The sequence below is a fragment of the Kitasatospora sp. CM 4170 genome (assembly GCF_032110285.1).
Lineage (GTDB): Bacteria > Actinomycetota > Actinomycetes > Streptomycetales > Streptomycetaceae > Kitasatospora > Kitasatospora aburaviensis.
Genome location: NZ_CP134877.1, coordinates 4,214,013 through 4,233,470, shown reverse-complemented (window position 1 = coordinate 4,233,470; position 19,458 = coordinate 4,214,013). Strand labels below are relative to the sequence as shown.

General features: G+C 76.7%; 16 protein-coding genes. 9 read left to right on the top strand and 7 right to left on the bottom strand.

The features are described 5' to 3' along the window. Nucleotides 1–2: 2 nt before the first annotated feature. The 6 genes from RMN57_RS17865 to RMN57_RS17840 all read right to left on the bottom strand — a co-directional run bounded on the left by RMN57_RS17865 (nt 3) and on the right by RMN57_RS17840 (nt 6,144). On the bottom strand, nt 3–1,676 hold the full coding sequence (locus tag RMN57_RS17865) for an L-aspartate oxidase (RefSeq protein ID WP_313764353.1): 1,674 nt from the start codon (nt 1,674–1,676) through the stop codon (nt 3–5). A 17-nt stretch (nt 1,677–1,693) separates the two neighbouring features. Then, nucleotides 1,694–2,140, bottom strand: coding sequence for an aspartate 1-decarboxylase (gene panD, locus RMN57_RS17860; RefSeq protein WP_313764352.1), 447 nt, complete (start codon nt 2,138–2,140; stop codon nt 1,694–1,696). Nucleotides 2,141–2,255: 115 nt separating this feature from the next. Beyond that, nucleotides 2,256–3,161, bottom strand: coding sequence for a pantoate--beta-alanine ligase (gene panC, locus RMN57_RS17855; protein WP_313764351.1), 906 nt, complete (start codon nt 3,159–3,161; stop codon nt 2,256–2,258). Beyond that, nucleotides 3,161–4,018 carry a Rossmann-like and DUF2520 domain-containing protein gene (locus RMN57_RS17850; protein WP_380235022.1) on the bottom strand — a complete coding sequence of 286 codons (858 nt, stop codon included), beginning with the start codon at nt 4,016–4,018 and terminating at the stop codon, nt 3,161–3,163. The genes panC and RMN57_RS17850 overlap by 1 nt, the downstream gene beginning before the upstream one ends. Nucleotides 4,019–4,222: 204 nt before the next feature. Beyond that, the gene (locus RMN57_RS17845; RefSeq protein ID WP_313764349.1) at nt 4,223–4,912 is read right to left on the bottom strand and encodes a response regulator transcription factor; all 690 of its coding nucleotides are present in this window, start codon (nt 4,910–4,912) and stop codon (nt 4,223–4,225) included. Between the two features lie 44 nt (nt 4,913–4,956). Continuing rightward, a complete protein-coding gene (locus RMN57_RS17840) occupies nt 4,957–6,144 on the bottom strand; it encodes a sensor histidine kinase (protein WP_380235020.1) in 1,188 nt (395 codons plus the stop codon). Between the two features lie 192 nt (nt 6,145–6,336). On the opposite strand from RMN57_RS17840, the gene RMN57_RS17835 reads away from it, so the two are divergent. Further along, the gene (locus tag RMN57_RS17835) at nt 6,337–7,326 is read left to right on the top strand and encodes an SAM-dependent methyltransferase (RefSeq protein ID WP_313764347.1); all 990 of its coding nucleotides are present in this window, start codon (nt 6,337–6,339) and stop codon (nt 7,324–7,326) included. After that, a complete protein-coding gene (locus RMN57_RS17830; protein WP_313764346.1) occupies nt 7,323–8,492 on the top strand; it encodes an NADH-quinone oxidoreductase subunit D in 1,170 nt (389 codons plus the stop codon). The genes RMN57_RS17835 and RMN57_RS17830 overlap by 4 nt, the downstream gene beginning before the upstream one ends. A gap of 96 nt (nt 8,493–8,588) precedes the next feature. Here the strand turns inward: RMN57_RS17830 and RMN57_RS17825 are convergent, their stop codons facing one another. Continuing rightward, nucleotides 8,589–9,401: a hypothetical protein gene (locus RMN57_RS17825; protein WP_313767871.1), complete on the bottom strand. Its 813-nt coding sequence runs from the start codon at nt 9,399–9,401 to the stop codon at nt 8,589–8,591. A 257-nt stretch (nt 9,402–9,658) separates the two neighbouring features. Here RMN57_RS17825 and RMN57_RS17820 point away from each other — a divergent pair, with 257 nt between their 5' ends. From RMN57_RS17820 to RMN57_RS17790, 7 genes are all read left to right on the top strand, one after another. Then, nucleotides 9,659–10,060, top strand: a complete 402-nt coding sequence (locus RMN57_RS17820; protein WP_313764345.1) for a hypothetical protein — start codon at nt 9,659–9,661, stop codon at nt 10,058–10,060. A gap of 140 nt (nt 10,061–10,200) precedes the next feature. Continuing rightward, nucleotides 10,201–13,227 carry a toxin glutamine deamidase domain-containing protein gene (locus RMN57_RS17815; RefSeq protein ID WP_313764344.1) on the top strand — a complete coding sequence of 1,009 codons (3,027 nt, stop codon included), beginning with the start codon at nt 10,201–10,203 and terminating at the stop codon, nt 13,225–13,227. Nucleotides 13,228–13,453: 226 nt separating this feature from the next. Beyond that, entirely contained in the window at nt 13,454–14,818 is a 1,365-nt protein-coding gene (locus tag RMN57_RS17810) for an SUKH-4 family immunity protein (protein ID WP_313764343.1), read from the top strand. A gap of 233 nt (nt 14,819–15,051) precedes the next feature. Continuing rightward, nucleotides 15,052–15,918 (top strand): glycerophosphodiester phosphodiesterase, encoded by an 867-nt coding sequence (locus tag RMN57_RS17805; protein WP_313764342.1) that lies wholly within the window; start codon nt 15,052–15,054, stop codon nt 15,916–15,918. A gap of 122 nt (nt 15,919–16,040) precedes the next feature. Beyond that, nucleotides 16,041–17,003: a Ppx/GppA phosphatase family protein gene (locus RMN57_RS17800; RefSeq protein ID WP_313764341.1), complete on the top strand. Its 963-nt coding sequence runs from the start codon at nt 16,041–16,043 to the stop codon at nt 17,001–17,003. A 737-nt stretch (nt 17,004–17,740) separates the two neighbouring features. Further along, entirely contained in the window at nt 17,741–18,568 is an 828-nt protein-coding gene (locus RMN57_RS17795) for a sugar phosphate isomerase/epimerase (protein WP_313767870.1), read from the top strand. A 28-nt stretch (nt 18,569–18,596) separates the two neighbouring features. Continuing rightward, a complete protein-coding gene (locus RMN57_RS17790; RefSeq protein WP_313764340.1) occupies nt 18,597–19,367 on the top strand; it encodes a class I SAM-dependent methyltransferase in 771 nt (256 codons plus the stop codon). Nucleotides 19,368–19,458 lie beyond the last annotated feature (91 nt).

The window sequence follows — 19,458 nt, the reverse complement described above, 5'->3', positions numbered from 1 at the left end:
TTCTACTGCTCCTCAGGGGTGCTGACAAGATCGCCGGAGGCGGTGAGGGTGGTGATCAGGTGGCGCTGCCAGCGGGCGTCGTCCCGCTCGGGGGAGTCCTCGCGCCAGTGGCAGCCGCGGGTCTCGTCGCGCTGGGCGGCGGCGGCGACCAGGGCGGCGGCGACCAGCAACAGGTTGGCGGCCTCCCAGGTCTCCACCCGGGGGTCGGCCGGCTTCTCCTCCGCCGCGTGCGCGTAGGCCGTCTCGGCGAGCAGCGCGAGCCCGGCGGCGGTGTCGGCCATCGAGGCGGCCGAGCGCAGGACGCCGGCGCCGCGCGACATCAGCCGCTGGATCTCGGCCCGCGCCTCGGGGGCGGGCAGCGGTACCGGGTGGGCGGCGCGCGCCGCGGCGACGTCGACGGCCCGCTCGGGCAGGTCGCCCGCCCGGTGCCGGGCGGCCAGGTCGTCGGCGATCCGCTCGGCGAAGACCAGACCCTCCAGCAGCGAGTTGGACGCCAGCCGGTTGGCGCCGTGGACGCCGGTGCAGGCGACCTCGCCGCAGGCGTACAGGCCGGGGACGGTGGTGCGGCCGGACAGGTCGGTGCGGATGCCGCCGGAGGCGTAGTGCGCCGCCGGGGCGACCGGGATCGGCTCGGTGACCGGGTCGATGCCGTGTGCGCGGCAGGAGGCGAGGATGGTCGGGAACCGGTGCTCCCACATCTCGGCGCCGAAGTGCCGCCCGTCCAGGTACATGTGCTCGGCGCCCTGGAGCTGCATCTGCCGGGTGATGGCCTTGGCGACGATGTCGCGCGGGGCGAGCTCGGCCAGCTCGTGCTGCCCGAGCATGAAGCGGGTGCCGCTCGCGTCGACCAGGTGCGCGCCCTCGCCGCGGACCGCCTCGGAGACCAGCGGCTGCTGGCCCTCGGCGTCCGGGCCGAGCCAGAGCACGGTCGGGTGGAACTGGACGAACTCCAGGTCGGTGACCTCGGCGCCGGCCCGCAGCGCGAGCGCCACGCCGTCGCCGGTGGACACCGCCGGGTTGGTGGTGGCGGAGAAGACCTGGCCCATGCCGCCGGTGGCGAGCACCACCGCGCGGGCGCGGAGGGCGCCGACGCCGTCGCGCTGGCCCTCGCCCATCACGTGCAGGGTGAGGCCGGCCGCGTTCCCGTCGGCGTCGGTGAGCAGGTCGAGCACCAGGGCGTGCTCGATCAGCTCGATGCCCGGGTCCGAGCGGACCGCCGAGACCAGGGCGCGGGAGATCTCGGCGCCGGTGGCGTCGCCGCCGGCGTGCGCTATCCGGCGGCGGTGGTGGCCGCCCTCGCGGGTGAGCAGGATCTCGCCGCCGGCGTCGCGGTCGAACGCGGCGCCGGTGGCGATCAGCCGGCGGACGGCGTCCGGGCCCTCGGTGACGAGGGTGCGCACGGCGTCCTCGTCGCAGAGGCCGGCGCCGGCCACCAGGGTGTCGTCCAGGTGCTGTTCGGGGGTGTCGCCCTCGCCCAGGGCGGCGGCGATGCCGCCCTGGGCCCAGCGGGTCGACCCGTCGTCCAGCATCGCCTTGGTGACCACCATGACCCGCAGGCCGGCCCGGCGGGCGTTGAGGGCGACGGTGAGGCCGGCCACCCCGGAGCCGACCACGACGACGTCGGTGGCGGTCGTCCAGCCGGGGCCGGGGGCGGTGAGGCGGTGGGTGACGGGCATGTCGGTCAGTGGCTCCTTCAGCGCGCGGCGGTCGGGGCCGCGTCGTGGCCACCGTACGCTCGGTCGCCGCGGAGCAGTCCAGTGCCCTCCCCGGCCTCGGCCGGGTCGCCGCCCGTGCCGGTGATCCGGTTGTGCTCGTCCACGAAGACGACCTTCGGCTCGTAGCCCTTGGCCTCGGCGGTGTCCATCTGCCCGTAGGCGATGAGTATGACGAGGTCGCCGGGGTGGACCAGGCGGGCGGCGGCGCCGTTGATGCCGATCACGCCGGAGCCGCGCGGGCCGGCGATGGTGTAGGTCTCCAGCCGGGCGCCGTTGTTGATGTCGACGATGTGGACCAGCTCGCCGGGGAGCAGGTCGGCGGCGTCGAGCAGGTCCTCGTCCACCGTGACGGAGCCGACGTAGTGCAGGTCGGCCTGGGTCACGGTGGCCCGGTGGATCTTGGACTTGAGCATGGTGCGGAGCATGGGGTCACGCCTCCTGTGAGTGCATGCCTGGAAGGGGAGCTACCGTACGTGAGCTGTGGACGGGCACCTGTCGGCCGCCGGTCGGCGGACGACCCGGTGCCTGTCGGTCGCCCGGCTAGCGGACGATGATGCGGACGTTGTCGATCAGGCGGGTGGTGCCCACCTTCGCGGCGACGGCCAGCACCGCCTCGCCCTGGAAGTCGTCCGGCGCCTCGGTGAAGTCGTGCGGATCGATCAGGGCGAGGTAGTCGAGGGTGACGCCCTCGGCGCCGTCCAGGACCGCCGCGGCGGCCTCGCGCACGGCCTTGGGGCCCTGCGCGGCCACGTCGCGGCCGGCGAACAGCGCCTCGGACAGGGCGAGCGCGTGCGCGCGGTCCTCGGCGGAGAGGTAGCGGTTGCGCGAGGACAGCGCCAGGCCGTCCTCCTCGCGGACGGTCGGCACGCCGACCACCTCGACGTCGAAGTCCAGGTCGGCCACCATCCGGCGGATGATCGCCAGCTGCTGGGCGTCCTTCTCGCCGAAGAGGGCGAAGTCCGGGTCGGTGATGTGCAGCAGCTTGGCGACCACGGTCAGCACGCCGTCGAAGTGGCCCGGCCGGGTGGTGCCCTCGAACCGCTCGCCCATCGGGCCGGCGGCCAGGCGGACCTGCGGCTGTCCGTTCGGGTAGACCTCGTCGACGGACGGCGCGAAGACCACGTCGGCGCCGTTCTCCTCGGCCAGCTTCACGTCCTCGTCCAGGCTGCGCGGGTAGCGCTCCAGGTCCTCGCCGGCGCCGAACTGCAGCGGGTTGACGAAGACGGTGACGGCGACCCGGCCGTCGCGGCCGACCTGCCGGCGGGCGGCCCGGATCAGTGCGGCGTGGCCCTCGTGGAGCGCGCCCATGGTCATCACGACCGCGTTGTCCACCGGCTGCTCGTCCGGCCAGAACGCGGCCTCGAAGTCGTCGACGGTGTGCGTGACCACGGCCCGGTGGACCTTCGGGGCGCGCTGGGCCTTTGCCGGCTGCTTGCCGCGTGCCATCAGTGGTTCTCCTCGTTCAGTACGTCCAGCAGTGCCGCCGCCGACGCTTCGTCGATCGTCCCGTGCGCGAGCGCCCGCTGGGCGGTGGCGCGGGCCATCGCCCGGTAGGCGGCCGGGATGTCGGGGGACACCGTACTGAGCTGCGCCAGGTGGCGCCGCACGGTTCCCGCGTCGCCCCGGGCGACCGGGCCGGTGAGGGCCGCGTCGCCGGAGCGCAGGCTGTTGTCCAGGGCGGCGCCGAGCAGCGGGCCGAGCAGCCGGCCGGGCTCGGCGACCCCGGCGGTGCGCAGCAGCTCCAGCGCCTGCGCGACCAGGGTGACCAGGTGGTTCGCGCCGTGGGCGAGGGCCGTGTGGTAGAGCGGCCGGACGTCCTCCGGGACCCACTCGGGCTCGCCGCCCATCTCCACCACGAGCGCCTCGGCGACCGGGCGCAGCTCCTCCGGCGCGGTCACCCCGAACGGGCAGCCGGCCAGCCGGGCCAGGTCGACGGAGGTGCCGGTGAAGGTCATCGCGGGGTGCAGGGCCAGCGGCAGCGCCCCGGCCCGGGTGGCGGGCTCCAGGACGGCGACGCCGTGCGCGCCGGAGGTGTGCACGACCAGCTGCCCGGGGCGGACGGCACCGGTCGCGGCCAGGCCGGCCACCAGGTCGGCCAGCGCGTCGTCCGGGACGGTCAGCAGGATCAGGTCGGCGGCGGCCAGGACCTGCGGCGGGGTGACGATCCGTACGCCGGGCAGCAGCGCCTCGGCGCGCCGGCGCGAGGTCGCGGAGACCCCGGAGGCGGCGACCACCCGGTGCCCGGCGAGCTGCAGCGCGGCACCCAGGGCAGGGCCGACCCGGCCGGTGCCGACCACGCCCACGGCGAGCCGGGCGGGGCGGTTGCCGGGGTCGGTCGGGTCGCCGAAGCCGTCGGCGAGCGGGGTGAAGTCTGCGCTGTCGCTTCGCTCGGTCACGGCTCGGCCCTGGTCCTCACTCTCCGTTCCGGTCCTCTTCGGGTACCGGACGCACCGGCCCATTCTACGGCCGGGCCGGCGGGCTCCCGGGCGCCCCCGTCGCGGCCGGCTTCAGTCCGAGGCGCCGGCCCGGATCAGCCCCGCCTCGTAGGCCAGGACGACGGCCTGGACCCGGTCGCGCAGGCCGAGCTTGGCCAGGATCCGGCCGACGTGGGTCTTCACGGTGGCCTCGGAGAGCACCAGCCGGGCGGCGATCTCGCCGTTCGACAGGCCCTGGGCGACCAGCAGGAAGACCTCGCGCTCGCGCTCGGTGAGCGGGCCCAGCGGGTCCGGGCCGGGCAGGTGGTGCGGGGTGGGCAGCACCTCGGCGAAGCGGTCGATCATGCGCCGGGTGGTGGTCGGCGCGACCACCGCGTCCCCGCCGTGCACTGCGCGGATCGCGGCCACCAGCTCGGTCGGCGGCACGTCCTTGAGCAGGAAGCCGCTGGCGCCGGCCTTGAGCGCGGCGAAGGCGTACTCGTCCAGGTCGAAGGTGGTGAGGATGAGCACGTGCGGGGCGTTCGGCAGCGGGCTGCCGTCCTCGGCGAGGCAGATCCGGCGGGTGGCCTGCACGCCGTCCAGCCGGGGCATCCGGACGTCCATCAGGATCACGTCCACGGCCGTGTGCTGCAGCTTCTCCAGGGCCTGCGCGCCGTCGCCGGCCTCGGCGGCGATCTCGATGTCGCCCTGCGACTGCAGGATCATCCGGAAGCCGGTGCGCAGCAGCTCCTGGTCGTCGACGAGCATCACGCGGATGGTCAAGGGGGTCTCCTGGTTCGTGGGGAGCGGCGCGGTTCGGGCGCGGTTCAGTGGGCCGCCTTGAGCGGCAGGACGGCGCGGATCCGGAAGCCGCCGCCGGGGCGGGGCCCGATGTCCAGGCTGCCGCTGACCATGCCGACCCGCTCGCGCATGCCGATCAGGCCGTGGCCCAGGCCGTCGGTGCCGCCGCCGGCCAGCTGCTCGTCGGTGGTGCCGCGGCCGTCGTCCTCGATCAGGACGGCCAGCTCGCGCTCGCCGAAGTCGACCGCGACCCGGGCGTGCACGTCCGGGCCGCCGTGCTTGCGGACGTTGGTCAGCGCCTCCTGGACGATCCGGTACACGGTCAGCTCGACGCCGCGGGGCAGCTCGCGCGGGGTGCCGGAGGTGGCGAAGTCCACCGGGAGGCCGGCCGTGCGGACCTGGTCCAGCAGCTCGGGCAGCTCCTCGACGCCCGGCTGCGGCACGTACTCCTCGGCGTTGGTGTCGGAGGTGCGCAGCACGCCGAGCAGGCGGCGCATCTCGACCAGCGCCTGGCGGCCGGTGGAGGCGATGGTGCCCAGCGCCTCCTTGGCCTGCTGCGGGGAGTTCTCCAGCACGTAGGCGGCGCCGTCGGCCTGGACGATCATGACCGAGACGTTGTGCGCGACCACGTCGTGCAGTTCGCGGGCGATCCGCGCGCGCTCGGCGGCGACCGCCACCTTGGCCTGGGCGTCGCGCTCGCGCTCCAGCCGGGCGGCGCGGTCCTCCAGCTCGACCAGGTAGGCGCGGCGCACCCGGGTGAGCCGGCCCCACGCCCAGCAGAGGATGAACGGGGTCGACATCAGGGCGGAGATCAGCAGGAACTCCGCCGTGCTGCGGTGCTGCCCGTGCCAGATGCCCTCGTCGTCGGTGTAGCCGGACGGGAAGCGCACCAGGGTCAGCGGCCCCGCCAGCAGGCTTCCGGCCAGGCAGAGCCGCGAGGTCCAGGCCGTGCCGAAGGCGGCGCCGGTGTAGGCGAAGACCAGGTAGCCGATGCTGGACGCGGCGACCGGGACGCCGAGCGCGACCTGCAGCAGCCCGACCCCGCCGGCCAGGTAGACGGTGAGGTCCGGCAGCTTGCGGCGGAACACCATCAGCAGCGGGATGACCAGGGCGATGACGTAGTGGACGCCGAGCCGCCAGCCCTCCGCGGAGGTGCTGTCCGGGAGGACGCTGAAGAAGAGCACCAGCGACGCCCAGGCGGAGTCGACCACCATGGGGTGACGGCGGAGCCAGGCGTTGAGTCGATGCACGTCTCAAGCCTAGGCAGTCGCGCAGCGTGTCCAGGTCCGCCGGGAGGGCGATCCGTCCTACTCCCTAGGTCGGAGATCACCCGTCGTCGGTTGGGAGGGCCGCCCCCGGGGCCGGTAGCGTCCCGCTCCGTGGATTGGATGCGGTGGCGGCCCGCCATGGAACAGGCCCTGTACGACCCGGACGGCGGCTTCTACCGCAGGCCGGAGGGGCCGGCCGGGCACTTCCGGACCTCGGTGCACGCCTCCCCGCTGTTCGCCCGCGCGGTGGCCCGGCTCCTGCGCGAGGTCGATGCGGCCCTCGGTCGTCCGGAGGAGCTGGCCTTCGTGGACGTCGGGGCCGGCCGCGGCGAGCTGACGGCCGGCGTCCTGGCCGGGCTGCCGGCGGACGTGCGGGACCGGCTGCGCCCCTACGCGGTGGAGCTGGCCGCCCGGCCGGACGGGCTGCCGTCCGAAGTCCTGTGGACGGACGCGGTGCCGCGCGGCGTCACCGGGCTGCTGTTCGCCAACGAGTGGCTGGACAACGTGCCGCTGGACACCGGCGAGGTCGACGACGACGGGGTGCTGCGCTACGTCGAGGTGGACACCGCGACCGGTGCGGAGCGCCTCGGCGACCCGGTCACCGCCGCGGACGCGGCCTGGGCCGCCCGCTGGTGGCCGGCCGACCGACCCGGCGACGCCGTGGAGTTCGGCGGCCCCCGGGACGCCGCCTGGGCGCACGCGGTGGCCGGGCTGGAGCGCGGGCTTGCCGTCGCCGTCGACTACGGGCACATCGCCGCCCGCCGCCCGCTGCTCGCCACCCGGGCCGGATTCCGCTCCGGCCGTGAGGTGGCCCCGGTGCCGGACGGCTCCTGCGACGTCACCGCGCACGTGGCGCTGGACTCGATCGCCGTCCCCGTCCTCCACAGCCTGTGGACGACGCAGCGGGACGCTCTGCGCGCGCTCGGGGTGAGCGGCGCCCGCCCGTCGCTGGCGCTGGCCTCCACCGACCCGGCGGCCTACCTGCGGGCGCTCGGCGGCGCCGGCGAGGGGGCCGAGCTGACCGATCCGGCAGGTCTGGGCGCCTTCGGCTGGCTCGCGCAGACCGTCCGCATGCCGGTACCGGCGAGCCTGGAGCCCCTGCCGGGATGGCAGACTCTGGGGTCATGAGGGAGACCACGGTCGGCATCGGGGCGGGAGCCGAGAACTTCACCGGTACGGCGGGCAGCACCGACATGGTGCTCAACATCGGCCCGCAGCACCCCGCCACCCACGGCGTGCTGCGCCTGCGGCTGGTGCTGGACGGCGAGCGCATCGTGACCGCGGAGCCGGTGATCGGCTACATGCACCGCGGCGCGGAGAAGCTGTTCGAGGCCCGCGACTACCGGCAGATCATCATGCTGGCGAACCGGCACGACTGGCTCTCGGCCTTCTCCAACGAGCTCGGCGTGGTGCTGGGCGTCGAGCGGATGCTCGGTATGGAGGTGCCGGAGCGGGCGGTCTGGATCCGCACCCTGCTCGCCGAGCTGAACCGGGTGCTCAACCACCTGATGTTCCTCGGCTCCTACCCGCTGGAGCTGGGCGGGATCACCCCGATCTTCCACGCCTTCTCCGGCCGCGAGGACCTCCAGCACGTGCTGGAGGAGGCCTCCGGCGGCCGGATGCACTACATGTTCAACCGGGTCGGCGGTCTCAAGGAGGACCTGCCGGCCGGCTGGCTCGGCCGGGTCCGCGCGGCGGTCGCCGTCGTCCGCTCCCAGCTGCCGGTCTTCGAGGAGCTCGTCCTCGGCAACGAGATCTTCCGCGCCCGCACCGCCGGCGTGGGCGTGCTCACCCGGGAGCACGCCGAGGCGTACGGCGTCAGCGGCCCGATCGCGCGCGCCAGCGGGCTCGACTTCGACCTGCGCCGCGACGAGCCCTACCTCGCGTACGGCTCCGAGGAGCTGCGGCAGGTGCTCACCGTCGTCACCCGCGAGGAGGGCGACTGCCTGGCCCGGTTCGAGTGCCTGCTGGAGCAGACGGTCAACTCGCTGGACCTGGCCGACGCCTGCCTGGACAAGCTGGCCGGGCTCGCGCCCGGGCCGGTCAACCTGCGGCTGCCCAAGGTGCTCAAGGCCCCCGAGGGCAGCACCTACGCCTGGACCGAGAACCCGCTCGGGGTGAACGGCTACTACCTGGTGTCGCGCGGGGACAAGACGCCGTGGCGGCTCAAGCTCCGCTCGGCGTCCTTCAACAACATCCAGGCGCTGGCCGAGCTGCTGCCCGGCACCCTGGTCGCCGACATGGTGGCGATCCTGGGCTCGATGTTCTTCGTCGTCGGGGACATCGACAAGTAGCCGACGGCGCCGGGGGTCGACCCGCGGCGCCGGGGGACGCCCCGGTTCGCCGCTGAGGGGCCGACGCGTGGCGCCGGCCCCGGGCCCCCGGGACGGCTACTGCGCCTTCCGGCCGGCCTTCTTCGCCGGGTCCGCCGGGTGCGGCGCGAGCCGGCGGTCGCCCTTGGCGGCGATCCGCTGCTCGCAGAGCCCCACCAGCACCTCGTACGCCGCCGCGCCCATCAGCTCGGTGAGCTCGGGGCGGTAGCTGACGTAGACCGGGTCGGCGCCCTGGTGCGCCTCCGGGCTGCCGGTGCACCACCAGTGCAGGTCGTGGCCGCCCGGGCCCCAGCCGCGGCGGTCGTACTCGCCGATGGTGACCTGCAGGTAGCGGGTGTCGTCCGGGCGGTCGATCCAGTCGTAGGTGCGGCGGATCGGCAGCTGCCAGCAGACGTCCGGCTTGGTCTCCAGCGGCTCCCGGCCGTCCTTGAGCGCCAGCGCGTGCAGCGCGCAGCCGGCGCCGCCGGCGAAGCCGGGGCTGTTCACGAAGATGCAGGCGCCGCCCACCCGGCGGGTCTGCCGGTCGCCGTCCTCGTCGAGCATGGTGATGCCGCCGTCGGTCCTGATCCGGCCGTCGGCGTCGGTGCCGTGCGCGAAGTTCTCCCAGAGCTCGGGGGTGAGCCGGGCGGCGTGGCCGGTCACCCGCTGCTCGTCCTCCTCGTCCGAGTAGTGCGCGCCGAGCGTGCAGCAGCCGTCCGACTCGCCCCGGCCCTCGCGGATGCCGTGGCAGCCCTGGCCGAAGATGCAGGACCACCGGGAGGTCAGCCAGGTGAGGTCGCAGCGGAAGACCTGCTCCTCGTCGTCGGGGTCGGCGAACTCGACCCAGGCGCGCGGGAAGTCGAGCGGGACCTCGGTACGCAGGGTGGGCATCGCGAGGTCGACCGCGGTGGAACCGGCCTTGGACTTCTTCTTGGACGTGTCTGCTGCTGCCACCCGGCAAGGGTAGAGCCTCGGCGGAGGTGTGAACCGCCCGTGGCGTGGGCATTTACGGCGATTTCACCGGGTGGTGGCCGGGCCGCACGGACGGTGACGGAGTGAAGGCGGGGTGAAGAGGTCGCCCGCGCGCTGCGGGCCGCCCCGCGGCTCGCCCTAGGATGGCGGCCGGTCCGCTACGGGGAGGTACGGGGATGGCCGGCGGCAGCAGCAGCGGGGGCGACGGAGGCGGCTCGTTCGTCCTCAAGCCATGGGAACTGCACGGTGAGGGGCGGGAGTTCGAGAAGATCTCGGCGGACTTCGGCAAGGCGGCCGGTGCCCTGGAACAGGGCCTCGCCGCGCTCGGCACGCCGTGGGGGCAGGACCGGCCGGGCAGCGGGTTCGCCGCCGCCTACCGGGAGGCACAGGGCGGGCTGATCGGCGGCCTGCGCGGGCTGGCCGGCGGGCTCGGCCGGGTCGGAACCGGGCTGCACACCATGGCCGAGCGGACCGCCGACGCCGAGACCTCGGCCGCGGCCGGATTCGGCGGAGCGGCGCGCCCGGGCGCAACCCCGGTGCCCGCCCGGACCGTCCCCCACAAGGACGTGTCGGCCTGACGCCGGAACCGTCCGGCCTTTCCACGCCGGCGGCCCGCTGAGGAGCCGCACGGCGAAGTCCGCATCACGGACGTCCGCCCGCCCGGCTTCCGCACCCCGGAGGCCCGCGCCGGGGGTCCGCACGTCGAAGGGGGAAGCGCGTGTCCCGGAAGCTGCCCGAGGAACTGGCCCCGGTCCTGGCCCGGACCGGTCACCGGTGGCCGCAGGCCGACGAGGACGGCCTGCGCAAGGCGGCCGGGCTCTGGCGCGAGTTCGGGACGGAGGCGGAACGCCTCGGCAAGCGGGGCGGGGACTCCGCCAAGCGCATCACCGCGGAGAACTCCGGTCGCGCGGTGGACGCCTTCGAGGCCTACTGGCGGGCGTTCAGCGGCAGCGGCAAGGGCCACCTGGACGACGCCCACTCCGCCGCCGGCCTGGTCGCCGGCGCCTTCGACCAGGCCGCCCGGGCCGTCGACTCCTGCAAGGCCGACATCGTGGCCGCCCTCAACGAGCTGGCGGCCGAGCTGAAGCAGGCCGAGGAGCAGGCCGCCCGGGCCAAGGCCGCCGCCGCCCAGGTCGCCGCCGCCACCGGGGGCGGGGACGCCGGGGGCGGGATCTTCGGCGGGCTGCGCCGGGGCGCCAACGCCGTCGCCGAGGGGCTGCGGCAGACCGCCTCCGAGACGGTCGCCGAGGCCGCGGCGGCGCTGGCGGTCGAGGGCGCCCGGCTGAAGATCGGCGGGCTGCTGGACGAGCTCGGCCGCGCCATGAAGGACGGTCTGAGCGGCGCGCTCAAGGAGCCCGCGGTGGTCGCGGTGCTGCGCCTCGGTCCCGGCGGCGGTCCCGGCGGGGTGCGCCCGGCGTCGTTCACCGGCCCCGGCGGGGCCTTCGACCCGGTGGCCGCCGGGCTGCCCGCCGTGCTCGGCGAGCCCGGCGTCCTGGGGGCGGGCGGCGGCGCGGGCCTGGCGGTGGTGCTCGGCAAGGACGGCAGGCCGCTGGTCGGCGAGGACGGCCGGCCCGTGGTCGGCGTGCCCGGGCTCGCGGTCAAGCTCGACGAGGCCGGCCGCCCGGTGCTGGACGAGCACGGCGACCCGGTCATCCTCCGGCCCGACGGCACCCCGGTGACGGACGCCGACGGGCTGCTCGTGGTCAAGGGCGCGGACGGCCGGCCGGTGGTCGGCGTGGAGGACCTCACGGTCAAGCTGGACGAGCAGGGGCAGCCGCTGCTCGGCAAGGACGGCCGCCCGGTGGTGCTGGGCAAGGACGGCAAGGAGGTCGCGGGCCTCCCGCTGGCCGACCCGGCGGGCGGCGGCCGCGGCGGGCACCCGCTGGACGGCAGGCCCGGCGGCCCGCTCGCCGACGGCCCCGGCGCCGTGCTGCCGGGCACGCCCGGGGCCCCGGTCGCACCCGGCTCGGTGGTGCGCGGGGCCGGCCCGGACGACGTGGTGATCATGCCGGCGCCGGACGGTGACGGGCACGGCCGCCCCGGCGGCCCCGGTGGCGGGCCGGAGCAGGCCGACGACGGCGGTCGGGGCCCGGTGCGGACCGGGCCGGTGAACGGCGGCGGCGACTGGTCGCCGCCCGCCCACCCGGAGGCGCCCTCCCGCCCCGCCGGCCCGGCGCACCACGGCGGGGACGGCGGTTCCGGCTCCGGCTCGGGCGGCAACGGCTCGGTGGCGGCCGGCTGGTCCGGCCCGGCCGACGGTGACTACCACCTGGCGCCCGCCGGCCCGGCTCCGCACGGCGGTGGCGGTGGTGGTGGTGGCGGCCCGGTCACGGTCCGGACCGACTCCGTCCTCGCGCCGCCCGCGCCCCCGGCGGCACCGGCCTGGTCGCCGTCCGGGCCGGAGGCGCCGACGGGCGGCGGCGGCCCCGGCGGCCCGGCCCCCGGCGGCTCCTCGTACAGCGCTCCTTCCTACGGCGGCACCTTCAGCGTGCCGGGCGGCGGCTCCGGGCCGGTGGCCACCGGCCCGGTCGGCCCCGGCCCGCTGGTCGGCGGGCACCCCGGCTACGGCGCCGGACCCGCGGCCGCCGGACACGGACCGGCCCCGTTCGGCAACGGCATCGGCCCCGGCGCCGCGGCCGGCGCTGCGGGCCCGGCGGGCCTGGTCGCCGTCCCGGGCGGCCCGGTCACCGGGTCGGCCCCGGCCCCCGGCGCCGCCGGCACGCCCGGCGCGCCCGGTGCGGCGGCCCCCGGCCAGCACGCGCAGACCGAGCCGCGGCCGGGCGCCGGCACCGGCGGCCCCCGTGCGACCACCGGAGCCCCGCACCCCGTCCCCGCCCCCGGCCCGCTGGTCGTACCGCCCCCGGCGGCCCCGCCGGTGGCCGGCCCCGGCCCCGGCGCCGCCCGCCCGGAGCTCCACCCCGGCGACCACCGGCGCCGCCCCGACGGCTCCCCGGCCGAGGGCGAGACCGGCCTCGCCTGGGCGGCCGTCCCGGTCGCCACCGCCCACGCGATGGCCCTGCAGCTCGCGCTGCGCGCCCGCCGCGGCACCACCGCGGACGAGCCGGTCGCCCGGCTGCGGACCATCGCCGACAGCCGCCCGTACGGCCTGCCCGGAGGGCTCGGCCCGGTCGACCCCGAGCACCAGCGCGAGATCGAGCGCCGGGCGCCCCGGGACGGCGAGGGCCTGGCCCTGCGCCACCCCGACCCGGCGGCCGGCGGCTGGGCCGAGGTGGTCAACGACGGCGGTCACCGCGAGCCGGGGCGGCCCAACAACAGCCTGGAGATCGCGCTCTCCGCGGTCGAGACCTTCACCGGCCGGCCGACCTGCGCCGCCCCGCGCATCCCCACCGAGGGCGACGCCGGCGAGCGCGGCGGCCGCGACCGCGCCGAGCGCGAACTCGGCGCGCCGTTCCGCGACCTCGGCGACGGCGGGCCGGCCTTCGGCCGGCTGGCCGACGAGCTGAAGCGGGCCGGCCACGGCTCCCAGGCGGTGCTGCTCACCCTGGACGGTTTCGGCCGTCCGCACGCCTGGAACGCGGTGAACCACAAGGACGCCGTCACCTACCTGGACCACCAGGTCGGCCGCCGGGGCGGCGCGCCGCTGCACGACGCCGTCGGCGGGCTCTGGGCGATCGCCCTGGACCCCGACGGCCGTCCGCTCGACCTGACCGGGCGCCGGTCCGGGGCCCTCCCGGCCCCGGCCCCGGCCGCGGCCCCCGAGCCCGTCGCGAGCACCGCTCCGTGACGATCCGTCCGACCGCCGCCCGGACGGCCGGGCGGGAACGGCTCACGCCCCCCGCCCGCCGCCCGGTGACGCCGCGTCCGGCGGCCCCGGCCCGGCGCGGACGGGCCGGCGCCCGCGTGGCATCCTGTCTGCCGGCCCGCGGGGCCCCCGGGCACCGCCCGCCGCCCGCCGGCCCGCCGCCCGCCCGCTTCCTCCCCCCTCGCGCCGATGCAAGGAGCACCACCTCGTGACCACCCGCGCGCAGGCGATCGAGGCCGCGCACCGCTGGATCAACGGCGAGCTGCCCAGCGCCTCGGCCGACGGCTCGACCGGGGCGAGGCGGGTGCACTCCCACGAGTTCGACCTCGGCTGGGTGCTCTGGGCGGAGCCCTCGCCGGTGCGGGTGGACCCGCTGACCGGCGAGCGGCGCGCCCCCGAGGAGGTGGGCGCGGCCTGCGCGGTGGTGGACCGTGCGACCGGCCGCTTCACCGTCTGGCCCTCGGTGCCGGTGGACGAGGTGGTCACCCTCTACCGGGACTTCCTGGGCGCGGGCGCCCACGACCCCGGCCTGCCGCCGGCCACCGGCCGGGGCACCCGGGCCGAGCTGACCTACCGCGACGCCCTCGGCGAGCCGCGCTCGCTCGCGCTGCGCTCGGCGCCCGGTCTGCCGCACCCGGCGCTGCGCGGCTGGTGGTGGCTGCGCGAGCAGGGCGTGCGGGCCGAGGACGTGCTCGCCGTCCACACCGACCTGCGGCTGTCCGCGCTCCCCGGCGGCTACTGGGCCCATGCGCTGGCCGCCGAACTGCCGGGCGTCCGGGTCGGGTTCGACCTGCCCTACGGGCCGCGCTTCGACCACCGGGCGGCGGCTGTGCGCGCCCTGCCCGCGGATCCGGACGGCCCGGCCCGCAACCGGGTGCCGTTCCCGCGCGGAGCCGCGCCGGGCCCGGCCCGGCCGGACGGGGCCCCATCGGGTGAGGTCCGTTCGGGTGGGGAGCCGACGCCCGGGGAGCCGACGGACCGGGCGCTGGCCGACCGGCTGGTGGAGCGGTTCGGCGCCGGCGGCGTCCGGCGCTTCGACCCGGCGGACCTCGCCCGCGCCGACCTGCCCGAGGCCACCGCCCGGGTGCTGCGGGACATCGGTGTGCCGGTGGCCGTCGAGGGCTTCTTCGGACTGCACCACCCCGGGCCGGACGCGATAGCCGACGGCACCCGGGCCGGCAGCGTGCTCCCGCCGCTGGCCGCCCACCTGGCGGAGGCCGGGCGCGGCACCCGGGTGGCCGAGCGGGAGCGCCTGGCGCTGGCGCCGCAGCTGCTGCTCGGCACCGACGGCTGGGCGCTGATCACCGTGGACACCGCCTGCGGCGCCGTCCGCGCGGTCGACCCCGACTACGCCACCGCCCGGCACTGCAACGACGGCGCGGCGTCCTTCGTCCGCTGCCTGGCCCTGTTCGACGAGCGCCTGCCCGGTCTGCGCGGGCTCGACCCGCGGGCGGCCGGCGCCGCGGTGGACGCGCTGCAGCGCGAGCTGGCGGCGATCGACCCGACCGTCTTCGACGACCCGGAGAACTGGTGGGCCGTCATCGTCGAGCAGCTCTGGGACGGCCTGCTGTGAGCGCGGCCCCGGTCGGCCGGGCCACCGGCACCCGGCGGGCGCCGGTCCGCCGGCGCGTCCGGGTGATCTGCGGTGCGTCGCGGCCGGGGCACGCCGAGCGACGGGCGCAGGCTGAGGGGAACCGACCGTACTGTCGGGTTGTCAGATCATAGTGACGACACTTCGCTGACCCGTCGACCGTTCCCCGAGCGCCGCACCCGCGGCCGTCCGAACCAGAGCTGGAGCCCCGCGCCGTGACCGCCTCGCCCCGCGCCGCCACCCGCACGGCCGCGCTCGCCGCCGCCCTCGCGGTGCTGGCCGCGGGCTGTGCGGCCGCCCCCGGCCTGCACGCCCGCCCGGCCGCCGCCCAGCCGGTCTGCGCCGGACCCGCGGTGATCGGCCACCGCGGCTCGCCGCTCGACGCCCCCGAGAACACCATGGCCTCCTTCGAGACGGCCCTGCGGCAGGGCGCCGACTGGCTGGAGACCGACGTCCAGACCACCAAGGACGGCGTCCCGGTGCTGATGCACGACGCGACGGTGGACCGCACCACCAACGGCAAGGGCGCGGTCGCCGACCTCACCGCCGCCGAGGTGGCCGCCCTGCGGGTGACCGTCGGCCCCGGGCCGGACGAGCCGGTGCCGACCCTGGACCAGCTGCTGGAGCGGCTCGCCGGCAGCAGCGTGACGCTGCTGATGGAGATCAAGTGGCAGCGGGCCGAGGACGTCACCCGGATCGCCCGGATCGCCGCCGGCAGCGGCGCCCACGTCTTCCTCTACTCCTTCTCCGCGGAGCACCTGCGGCAGGCCCACGCGGCCGCCCCCGACCTCCCGGTGGTGCTGATCCAGGGGGCCTCGTTCGCCGAGGACCCGGGCGACCTGCCGCTGCACGGCATCGCCCTGGACGCCACCCTGGCCACCGCCTCCCGGATCGCCGCCGAGCGCAAGGCCGGCCGCGAGGTCTACGTCTGGACGCTGGACGACGAGGACTCCTGGCAGCTGATGACCGAGCGCTCCGCCGACGGGCTGATCACCGACGCCCCCGGCCGGGCCCGCCGCTGGGCGGACGCCAACTGCCGCACCGAGCGTCCGGTGGCCCCGCGCGGCGCCCGCGCGCACTGAGGCTCCCCCCCCGGCGGCCCGGCGCCGCGGGCCGACCGGCGCTCCGGCCGACCGGCGCGGACCAGCGCGAATACCGGAGTAGTCGATTTCCCGCCGGGGCGGATCGCGTAGCGTGGAGGGTTATGCGACTCGGTGTGCTCGACGTAGGTTCCAACACGGTCCACTTCCTGGTGGTGGACGCCCACCCCGGGGCCGCCCCGCTGCCCGCTTACTCGCACAAGGCCGAGCTGCGGCTGGCCGAACTCCTCGACGAGGAGGGCGGCATAAGCGAGCCGGGCGTGGCGAAGCTGATCGACATGGTCTCCTCCTCGCTGCGGGTCGCCGAGGACAAGGGCGTCGTCGACATACTGCCGTTCGCCACCTCCGCGGTCCGCGAGGCCGCCAACGGCGAGGAGGTGCTCGCCCGGGTCGCCGCCGAGACCGGCGTCGAGCTCCGGGTGCTCTCCGGGCAGGACGAGGCCCGGCTCACCTTCCTCGCCGTCCGCCGCTGGTTCGGCTGGTCCTCCGGACGGCTGCTCAACCTCGACATCGGCGGCGGCTCGCTGGAGATCGCCTGCGGGCTGGACGAGCAGCCCGACGTCGCCTGCTCGCTGCCGCTCGGCGCCGGGCGGCTCACCGGCGGCTGGCTGCCCGGCGACGTCGCCGACCCGGAGCACCTGCGCGGGCTCAGACGCCACATCCGCGCCGAGATGGCCACCGTCGTCGGCGAGATCTCCCGGCTCGGCCCGCCGGACCACGCCGTCGCCACCTCCAAGACCTTCAAGCAGCTGGCCCGGATGACCGGCGCGGCCCCCGCGGACGCCGGCCCGTACGCCGACCGGCGGCTCACCCGCAGCGGCCTCTCCGCCTGGCTGCCCCGGCTCTCCGGGATGACCGTCGCGGAACGGGCGCAGATCCCGGGCGTCTCCGAGGGCCGGGCCAAGCAGCTGCTGGCCGGCGCCCTGGTCGCCGACGCGGCGATGGACCTCTTCGGCCTGGAGGAGCTGGACATCTGCCCCTGGGCGCTGCGCGAGGGCATCATCCTGCGCCGCCTGGACGCCATGGACAGCCCCGCCGACCGCCGCAGCCCGGCCCTCACCACCTGAGGGCCGCTCCCCGTTCCGGGCGCGGTCCGCTTACGCTGTCTCCCGTGGCGCAACCAGCGGACGAGGACGGGACGCAGGAGGGCCGGGCACCCGGGGACGGGCAGCCGCGGCCGGACGGCCCGCGCCGCGCACGCCGCACCGGCGGTCAGGACCGGGACGGCGGGGCGGCCGGCCGCCCCCGTGCGCTGGGCAAGGCCGTGCAGGCGGTCCAGGGCGTCCGGGCGGCCAGGACCGCGGCCGCGGGCAAGGGCGGGCCCGCCCCGGACGGCGCCGCCGGACCGGGCCCGGAGCAGCGGCCCGCCGGGACGCCCGCCGAGCCGGCCGAGCGTGCCGGGCCCGGGAAGACCGCGAAGAGCGCCAAGACCGCGAAGCCCGCCAAGAGAGCCAAGACCGCGAAGACCGCCAAGTCGGCCAAGACCGCCAAGAGCGCTGCGAAGACGGCCGCCGAGGCCGCGGCGGAGACCGCCCCGCGGACCGGGGCGAAGGCCGCCCCGAACGCCGGCCCCGAGCCCGGGGCGAGGGCCGCACGCAAGACCGCCCGCAAGGCGGCCCGGCAGGCCCCGGCCGCCACCCCGGCCACCCCCGCCACCCCGCCCGCGGCCGACCAGCCCGCTCGGGAGAAGCGGACCGCCCGCGCGGCCGGCGCCGCCAAGGCCGCCGTCCAGTCCGTGCGGTCCGTCAAGGCGGCCCGCCAGGCCGCCGCCCGGACCGCCCCGCTGCTGCGCACCACCGACCGCCTGGTGCTGCCTCCGCACCCGTCCCTGCACATCCCCGACACCAAGGTCGCCCTCTCCACCGCCTCGGTCTACCCGGCCAACACCGCGGTCGGCTTCGAGCTGGCCGCCAAGCTCGGGTACGACGGCGTCGAGGTGATGGTCTGGAACGACCCGGTCAGCCAGGACATCGAGGCGCTGCGCCGGCTCTCCGACGCCCACGGCATGCCGATCCTGGCCGTGCACGCGCCCTGCCTGCTGATCACCCAGCGGGTCTGGAGCACCGACCCGTGGACCAAGCTGGTCCGCGCCCGGGCCGCCGCCGAGAAGCTCGGCGCGAGCGCCGTCGTCGTGCACCCGCCGTTCCGCTGGCAGCGCCAGTACGCCCGCGAGTTCGTCGAGGGCATCGAGCGCATGGCGGGCGAGACCGACGTCCGCTTCGCCGTCGAGAACATGTACCCCTGGCGCTACCGCGACCGCGAGATGCTGGCCTACGCCCCCGGCTGGGACGTCACGGACGAGGAGTACCGGCACTTCACCATCGACCTCTCGCATGCCGCCACCTCCCGGATCGACGCGCTCGCCATGGTCGACCGGATGGGCGACCGGCTCGCCCACATCCACCTCGCCGACGGCAGCGGCTCCGGCAAGGACGAGCACCTGATCCCCGGCCGCGGCAAGCAGCCCTGCGCCGAGCTGCTGGAACACCTCGCCCGGACCGGCTTCGACGGCCACGTGGTGCTGGAGGTCAACACCCGCCGCTCCGCGTCCCCCGCCGAACGCGAGGCCGACCTGGCCGAGGCGCTCGCCTTCACCCGGCTCCACCTGGCGACCCCGGCGCGCGTACGCTGAGTGCGAACTGCCTTGCAGAGGGGGAGACATGACGGAGCAACGGGACTACCGGGAGCTCGCCGGATCGTTCGGATCGGTGGCGTCGGAGTACGACCGGGCGCGGCCGACCTACCCGGAGGAGCTGTTCGACGAGCTGGAGCGGCTGGCGGGCCGGCCGCTCAAGGGCGCCCGGGTGCTGGACGTCGGCGCCGGGACGGGCATCGCCACCCGCCTGCTGGCCGCCCGCGGCGCCGCCGTGGTCGCGGTGGAGCCGAGCGACGGGATGGGCGCGCAGTTCCTGGCGAGCAGCCCCGGCCTGCCGCTGGTGCGCGGCAGCGGTGACGAGCTCCCGTTCCACGACGACTCCGCCGACCTCGTCACCTACGCCCAGGCCTTCCACTGGACCCGCGCCGAGCGCTCGATCCCCGAGGCGATCCGGGTGCTGCGGCCCGGCGGTGCCCTCGCCACCTTCTGGAACGTGAAGGACAGCGGCGTCCCGTGGGTCCGGGCGATGGGCGAGCGGCTGGCCGCGGCGCTGCCGGAGACGTACCACGGCTACGGGGCCGTCAACGAGATCGTCGGGCACCTCGCCCCGTTCGGGCTGCGGACCGGCACCGCCGTGATCCGCTGGGAGCGCCGGGTCACCGTGGACCACGTGATCACCGACCTCACGTCCCGCTCCTACCTCGCCGCCCTCGACCCCGAGCGGCGCGAGCCGCTGCTGGCCGTCGAGCGCGACGCGCTGCTGGCGGAGTTCCCGGACGGCTGGGTGGTCGAGCCCTACGTGCTGGACCTCACCGTCGCGATCACCCCGGGCTGACGCCTCCGGGCCGACGCCTCCGGGCCGACTCGGCCCGGCCGACGCGTCGGCCCGACGCCTCGGGGCGGACCGGCGCCGCGTCCTGACCGCA

Excerpts from the sequence above, each read along its gene's own strand:
- RMN57_RS17865 (WP_313764353.1), bottom strand. The coding sequence starts at position 1,676 with ATGCCCGTCACCCACCGCCTCACCGCCCCCGGCCCCGGCTGGACGACC.
- RMN57_RS17800 (WP_313764341.1), top strand. The coding sequence starts at position 16,041 with ATGCGACTCGGTGTGCTCGACGTAGGTTCCAACACGGTCCACTTCCTG.
- RMN57_RS17820 (WP_313764345.1), top strand. The coding sequence starts at position 9,659 with ATGGCCGGCGGCAGCAGCAGCGGGGGCGACGGAGGCGGCTCGTTCGTC.
- panD (WP_313764352.1), bottom strand. The coding sequence starts at position 2,140 with ATGCTCCGCACCATGCTCAAGTCCAAGATCCACCGGGCCACCGTGACC.
- RMN57_RS17835 (WP_313764347.1), top strand. The coding sequence starts at position 6,337 with ATGGAACAGGCCCTGTACGACCCGGACGGCGGCTTCTACCGCAGGCCG.
- RMN57_RS17790 (WP_313764340.1), top strand. The coding sequence starts at position 18,597 with ATGACGGAGCAACGGGACTACCGGGAGCTCGCCGGATCGTTCGGATCG.
- RMN57_RS17830 (WP_313764346.1), top strand. The coding sequence starts at position 7,323 with ATGAGGGAGACCACGGTCGGCATCGGGGCGGGAGCCGAGAACTTCACC.
- panC (WP_313764351.1), bottom strand. The coding sequence starts at position 3,161 with ATGGCACGCGGCAAGCAGCCGGCAAAGGCCCAGCGCGCCCCGAAGGTC.
- RMN57_RS17840 (WP_380235020.1), bottom strand. The coding sequence starts at position 6,144 with ATGGTGGTCGACTCCGCCTGGGCGTCGCTGGTGCTCTTCTTCAGCGTC.
- RMN57_RS17825 (WP_313767871.1), bottom strand. The coding sequence starts at position 9,401 with ATGCCCACCCTGCGTACCGAGGTCCCGCTCGACTTCCCGCGCGCCTGG.